The sequence below is a fragment of the Actinoplanes sp. NPDC051633 genome (genome assembly GCF_040681735.1).
Taxonomy (GTDB): Bacteria; Actinomycetota; Actinomycetes; order Mycobacteriales; family Micromonosporaceae; genus Actinoplanes.
Genome location: NZ_JBFAZH010000416.1, coordinates 1 through 6058 on the forward strand (window position 1 = coordinate 1; position 6058 = coordinate 6058).

Sequence of the window (6058 nt, forward strand, 5' to 3'; positions counted from 1 at the left end):
GCCGGGCGTGGACTCGGCGAGCGCCAGGCCGCGGACCATGTCGCCGGTCGAGAGCCAGCCGAAGTCCTCCACCGCCCGCTGTGCCACGTAGGCGAGCACCGCGTAGGCGCCGCCGAAGGTGACTACCGCGGTGCCCGAGAAGAACAGGCCCTGCTGGGTGTAGATGCTGCCGATCCCGGTCATCGCCGCGACCAGCGCCACCGGGACGAACCAGGCCAGGAGGCCGACGACCAGGATCGTCGCCGCGCGGCGGGCGGACGGCCGGTCGTGGTGCAGGGCGTCGTCCGGGATCAGGGGTGGCGGGCCGTCGGCGTTCTTGCCGTGGCCGCCGTTGCTCGCGATCAGCGCCGGGCGCAACCGGTGCAACGCCCAGCCGGCCACGGCCGCTGCCGCGACGACCAGCGGGAACGGCACCCCGAACACCGCCAGTGCCGCGAAGGCGGCGACCGCGAACCCGACCAGGACCGGATTGGTCAGCGCCCGGGTGCCGACCCGCCACACCGCCTGCGCGACCACGGCGACCACGGCCGGGGCCAGCCCGGCGAACAGGGCGGTGACCACGGTGGTGTCGCCGAAGCCCACGTACACCGCGGACAGGGCGAGTAGAGCCACGAAGCCGGGCAGCACGAACAGCGTGCCCGCCACCAGGCCACCGCGCACGCCGTTGAGCAGCCAGCCGACGTAGATGGCGAGTTGCTGGGCCTCGGGGCCGGGCAGCAGCATGCAGTAGTTCAGGGCGTGCAGGAAACGCTGCTGGCCGATCCACCGGCGTTCGTCGACCAGGTGTCGCTGCATCACGGCGATCTGCCCGGCCGGGCCGCCGAACGTCTGCAGCGAGATGCCGAACCATGTGCGCACAGCGTCGCGGAACGGCACCACGTCGCGCATCGGCTGGGTCGTCGTCATGCGGGGGGCCTTCCTAGCAAAAGGGCGCGGCGGTAGTAGGCGTACAGGCCGTCGAACATCGGCGCCGTCACCTCGAGGATCCGTTCGTCGGTGGTCACCATGGACAGTCCGCGCAGGATCACGTCCACGCCGGGTGCCTCCGGCGCGTCGTACCGGGCGTCCTCCAGGTCGGCTTCGTGGACGATCTCGGCGATCTTCCACAGCACCGGGTCGTGCAGGTCGTAGCGGCGCAGGATGGTCTCGAACGTGCAGTCGTCGCCGTGATGGGTCAGGCCGACGCCGCGCATGTCGAATGGCGTCGCGTCGGTCGGCACCTGCGACGGATCGGACACGAACACGAATTCCGCTTCCGCGTCCACGTGTGTGCGGATCAGCCACGCGCAGGCCGCCCGGTCGATGTGGACGCCGGCCCGGGTCGCCCACCTCATCGCGTACCCGCTGCGGGAGCCGGACTGGCAGCGAGCCCGCGCACCGCCGCCTGGGCCGCATCCCGCTCAGCCGGGGGAAAGAAATCGCGCCTGCTGATGCGGCGCATCTCGTTGCGCAGCCGCCGCAGCGCCGAGGCGCGCGCCGGCCCGGCCAGCTCGGCCGCCGCGGCGGCCTCGCTGATCACCGCGGCATACTCCGCGGCCCGCGCGTCCGCGAGCTGCTGCGCCAGCTCCCGCTCCGCGGCCTCCGAGGCCGGCCTGGCGATCCAGACGGTTGCCGTGCCGCCGGCGGCCACGACGTCCTCGGCCACCCAGTCCAACTGCTCCCGGGTACGCGCATCGGCCGGCAACGCCACCAGCCCGTCACTGAGCTGAGCCGCACCCTGCTGCTTCAACTTGCGCCATATCGCCAACCGCGGCGCCGACGGCTCCCGCGGCACCCGATAGGTCAGCAACACCCAGTCACCCACATGCCGATGTAACCACGGTTACAGGAGATCAGCAAGAAGCCCTATTGCGCCTATGGATGATCCGTTGATCGGCCGCGTTGTTGCCGAGTGGCGCGCAGCATGGCCCGGTACATCTGGCGGGGTTCGGGTGGGTCCGGCAGCGGCTCGGCCCCGGATGCGGCGCAGCCTTGCAGAAGGTAGCCGACGAGTCGGCGCCATGTCTCCGGCGCGGCGTCGGCCGTCGCCGTGAGCACGCCCGCGTTGGCCATGAGGAACATCGGCAGGTCTTCGGCGACGAAGTCGGCCCGCAGTTTGCCTGCCGCTTTTGCGCGCCCGACCAGGGTGGTGAGGTCGGCGAAGGCCTGGGCCCGGTCGGCCTCGAACTGCTTCGCGGTCGGGAAGGTCATGGTCAGCACGCTGGTGAAGCCACGGTCGCCGGCCTGCATGCCGCAGATCTGCTCGACGTAGCCGCAGAATCCTCGCCACGGGTCCGGGTTGGCGATTGCCTGCCGGGCCGCGTCGGCGTACGCGCTCATCTTGGCCTCGAACGCCGCGGCGATCAGGCCCGCGCGGGTGGGATAGCGGCGGTACAACGTGCCGATGCCGACGCCCGCCCGGCGGGCGATGGCCTCGAGTGGCACCTCAATGCCCGCCTCGGCGAAGGTCTCGCGGGCGGCATCCACGATGCGCTGCCGATTGCGCTCGGCATCGACCCGCAGCCCGCCACTGCCGGCCGTACCAGGGTCACGCGGCGTCGAAGTCACGTGGATCACCTTATCAGGAACTGGAGGTCTACCTCCACTTCCCTGCTACGCTGACAACGTCGAGTGGAGGAAGGCCTCCACTTCTTTCGAGGATTCTTTCGAGGAGATGCCATGAAGGCCGTTGTGACGACCGAGAAGGGTGCGAAGCCCGAGGTCACCGAGGTGGCGGCGCCGCAGCCGGGTGCCGGTGAGGTGCTGGTCAAGGTGCAGGCGTCGTCGGTCAACGGGTTCGACCTGTCGGTCGCCGGTGGTCACGTCGTCGGGATGATGGAGCACCGTTTTCCGGTCGTGCTGGGCAAGGACTTCGCCGGCACGGTCGAGGCGATCGGCGACGGCGTCACGCGGTTCTCGGTCGGCGACCGGGTCTTCGGGGTGGTCACCAAGGCGTTTCTCGGTGACGGCGGGTTCGGGGAGTACGTCACCGTGTCCGAGGAGATCGGTGTCGCGAAGCTGCCCGAGGGCGTGGACGTGGCCGCCGCCGGCGCGGTCGGCCTGGCCGGCACCGCGGCGGTGGACGCGCTCGACGCGGTCACTCCGCAGACCGGTGAGATCGTGCTGATCAGCGGGGCGACCGGCGGCGTCGGCGCGATCGCGATCCAGTACGCCGTCGCGGCCGGCGCTACGGTGATCGCCACCGCCAGGCCTGGCGAGGAGGCCGACTTCGTCCGTGGTCTGGGCGCGCACGAGGTGGTGGACCACACCGGCGATCTGCTCGCCCAGGTCCGCCGGGCCAGCCCGGCCGGGGTCGACGTGATCGTGCACCTCGCCGGTGACGGATCGGTGCTGTCGGAACTCCTGACCGAGAAGGGCCGCATCGCCAGCACCATCGGCTACGGCCCCGACCAGCATCCGGCCGCCACCTTCATCATGGCCAACCCGGCTCCGGGCACCCTGAACCGTCTCGCCGACGATCTCGCCGCCGGCCGCATCACCGTCCCGATCGAACGCACCTACCCCCTCGACGCGGTCCCCGACGCGTTCGGCGCCTTCGCCGGCGGCACCCGCGGCAAGATCTCGATCACCGTCGCCTGATGGATGCACGTCAGCCGTCGTGAAGGGCGGCTGCCCCGGAGGTCCTCAGCGGTAGTTCCGCCGTCACCGTGCTGCCCGTCGGCGTGCCGCGGTAGGTGACGATGCCACCCAGTTCGCCGGCCCGCTCTCTCATCGAGGTCAAGCCGATGCCGGGCACCCACTCCCCTCCGGCATTCCCGTTGTCCGAGATTTCGATCGCGAGGCAGTCTTCGTCCACGCGCAGTGCAACCTTGGCCCGCGTCGCGCCGCTGTGTCTGGCGACATTGGTGAGCGCCTCCATGACGATCCGGTAGGCCGCGACCTCGACGGCCGCGGACAGCGGCGGAAGATCGCTCGCCTCGAGGTCGATCGGGAGGCCATGAAGCGCATCGGCCTTGACCTTGAGGGCACCCAGAAGGCCGAGTTCATCCAGGGCCGGCGGGCGCAGGCCGTACGCCAGTTCGCGGATCTCGTTGATAGCCGTCTCCGCCTCATGGCGGATCCGGTCCAGCATCGGAGCGGTCGCGCCGTTCGCCGCTGCCAGCCTTGCCGCATCTGCGGTGAAGGCGATCCCGGTCAGTCGAGGCCCCAGGCCGTCATGGAGGTCGCGACGCAGTCGACGCCGTTCCTCCTCGCGCGCCGACGCACTCGCCATACGTGCTCGTTGGAGGCTCGCGGCCTGGGATCGAGCCTTGATCGTCTGCACCAGCATCGGGAGGGCGAGGGTGAGTACGCGCTCGTCGTCGCGGGACAACCCGAGGTCGCCAGGACGTATCCCAACGACCAGGTCACCGATGTGCTCATCGTTGAAGTCGATCGAGAAGATGCGTCGATGATCAGTGGGGGTGCCGACCTCGATCCGGTCTTCGCCGGCCAGCGCGAGCGCGGCGTACGGCAGCACCAAGCCTTCCTGGATCGCTCGAATCGCCGAATTGAGATCGTCGCCGATGCTGACCGCAACCCGCTGGGCCGCGGTCAGCGCGTCGGGCCGGAATCCGAACAAGACACCGTCGGCCACTCTCTGGATGACTCTGAGCAGTGGGTTCCAGAGGATTCCGCACACGACGGTGGTGACCGCCATCGCGACGATTCCCGGTGTGGAATTCGAGCGCCACTCAACGACGGTGAAGATGAGAGTCGCGGTTGCGAATACACACGCGATGGAGAAGAACCAAGCGGCGGCACGCGACGCCAACCAGCGACCGTCGAGCCTGCCGTGCCGGTCGGCGCCGAGCAGGGCCGCAATGCCGATCAGTCCCAAGCTTGCGTCGGCGACGGACGAGAGGACGGTACGCGTTCCGGCCAATGCGACGATGCCGATGAGGAACAGGGTTACGCCGCTGGTGCTCAGCACCCACAGCAACGAACTCCGTGTCTCGGCGGGTGAGGTTTCCAGTCGCCACCACAGGTGGCTTGCTCCGACGGTGGCGAGGGCGAAGGCGATCCAAGCGATGTTGTCGACGCTGAGGCCGTCGGCTCCACCCAGTTGGTGGGCGAGCACGGGTGTTCCCAAGAGCGCGGCTGCCAGCGTCAGCGCGCCGGCGAGGTTCCACGTGAAACGCGGATATGTCGCTATCGCCGCGGTCAGTAGGGCCATCGCCGCCACTCCGGCGTAGGCCGCATCCGCGCCGGTCGGCGCAAATCCGGCCACGATCAGGAGAGCCCCGGCGGCGGCGAAGAGACCACCGGACGAATATGCCTTGGCTCGGAGGCAGAGTCCGAGACCCGACGTGACGAAGAGCACGCCGGCGACAGCCCAGCCGACATCTACGGAGTCCGGCGTCATCGGAACGGGAGCCCGTGTTCGCGGGCGAGCAGGATCGCCTCGGTGCGGCCCACGACGCCGAGCTTGCCGTAGATCGACGTGAGCTGGTTGCTCACCGTCTTGGGCGAGACGAACAATGCCGCCGCGACTTCGTTCGTCCGCTTGCCGGCCACCAGAAGGTCCAGGACCTCGCGTTCCCGCTCGGACAACTTGGGGAACGGGTAGCCCCGGGCGGGACCGGCGGTGCCGATCTGTGCCAGGAGCACGTCAGCCACCCCTTGTCCGAATACGGCCTGACCCGCGACGACCGCGCGCAACGCTGCCGCCACGTCGGCGTGACCCGCTCCCTTGAGCAGGTATCCCCGTGCCCCGGCGCGCATGGCACCGACCGCTGCCGCCTCGTCGCTGTACATCGACAGCATGAGAACGGCGACGCTCGGGACGAGGTCGGTGATCCGGCGCGTCGCTACGACGCCGTCGAGGCCGGGCATCTGGACGTCCATCAAGATGACGTCCGGCTTGAGGAGCACGGCCTGTCTGACTGCTTCGTCCCCGGTGGCCGCCTCGCCGACGACTTCGAAGCCGTCCAACTGGCCCAGCACCAGGGAAAGGCCGTCTCGCACGACGGCGTGGTCGTCGGCGATCAGGACGCGGATGGGCATGCCTTCATCCTCCTCCCATGCAATTGCCTATGGCCGTAGGAAGAAGTGCCCGATGATCGGGAGGGTTCCCGAT

At 69.6% G+C, this 6058-nt stretch carries 7 protein-coding genes; 1 reads left to right on the forward strand and 6 read right to left on the reverse strand.

The genetic code is table 11. The features are described 5' to 3' along the window. From AB0M20_RS22330 to AB0M20_RS22345, 4 genes are all read right to left on the reverse strand, one after another. The coding region (locus tag AB0M20_RS22330) for a chromate transporter (RefSeq protein WP_364301031.1) at nt 1–906 on the reverse strand (906 nt) is incomplete at its 3' end. Then, nucleotides 903–1334, reverse strand: coding sequence for a chromate resistance protein ChrB domain-containing protein (locus AB0M20_RS22335; protein WP_364301033.1), 432 nt, complete (start codon nt 1332–1334; stop codon nt 903–905). The genes AB0M20_RS22330 and AB0M20_RS22335, both read right to left, overlap by 4 nt. Next, nucleotides 1331–1804 (reverse strand): Chromate resistance protein ChrB, encoded by a 474-nt coding sequence (locus AB0M20_RS22340; protein ID WP_364301035.1) that lies wholly within the window; start codon nt 1802–1804, stop codon nt 1331–1333. The genes AB0M20_RS22335 and AB0M20_RS22340 overlap by 4 nt, the downstream gene beginning before the upstream one ends. Nucleotides 1805–1854: 50 nt before the next feature. Next, nucleotides 1855–2466, reverse strand: coding sequence for a helix-turn-helix domain-containing protein (locus tag AB0M20_RS22345; protein WP_364301038.1), 612 nt, complete (start codon nt 2464–2466; stop codon nt 1855–1857). A gap of 192 nt (nt 2467–2658) precedes the next feature. Between AB0M20_RS22345 and AB0M20_RS22350 the strand changes: the two genes are divergently transcribed. After that, a complete protein-coding gene (locus AB0M20_RS22350) occupies nt 2659–3579 on the forward strand; it encodes an NADP-dependent oxidoreductase (protein WP_364301040.1) in 921 nt (306 codons plus the stop codon). 10 nt (nt 3580–3589) lie between these two features. Here the strand turns inward: AB0M20_RS22350 and AB0M20_RS22355 are convergent, their stop codons facing one another. Beyond that, the gene (locus AB0M20_RS22355) at nt 3590–5344 is read right to left on the reverse strand and encodes a histidine kinase (RefSeq protein ID WP_364301042.1); all 1755 of its coding nucleotides are present in this window, start codon (nt 5342–5344) and stop codon (nt 3590–3592) included. After that, nucleotides 5341–5985: a response regulator transcription factor gene (locus AB0M20_RS22360; protein ID WP_364301044.1), complete on the reverse strand. Its 645-nt coding sequence runs from the start codon at nt 5983–5985 to the stop codon at nt 5341–5343. Before AB0M20_RS22360 ends, AB0M20_RS22355 begins: the two co-directional genes overlap by 4 nt. Nucleotides 5986–6058 lie beyond the last annotated feature (73 nt).

Coding starts and splice junctions, on each gene's coding strand:
- AB0M20_RS22350 (WP_364301040.1), top strand. CDS start 2,659: ATGAAGGCCGTTGTGACGACCGAGAAGGGTGCGAAGCCCGAGGTCACC.
- AB0M20_RS22360 (WP_364301044.1), bottom strand. CDS start 5,985: ATGCCCATCCGCGTCCTGATCGCCGACGACCACGCCGTCGTGCGAGAC.
- AB0M20_RS22355 (WP_364301042.1), bottom strand. CDS start 5,344: ATGACGCCGGACTCCGTAGATGTCGGCTGGGCTGTCGCCGGCGTGCTC.
- AB0M20_RS22335 (WP_364301033.1), bottom strand. CDS start 1,334: ATGAGGTGGGCGACCCGGGCCGGCGTCCACATCGACCGGGCGGCCTGC.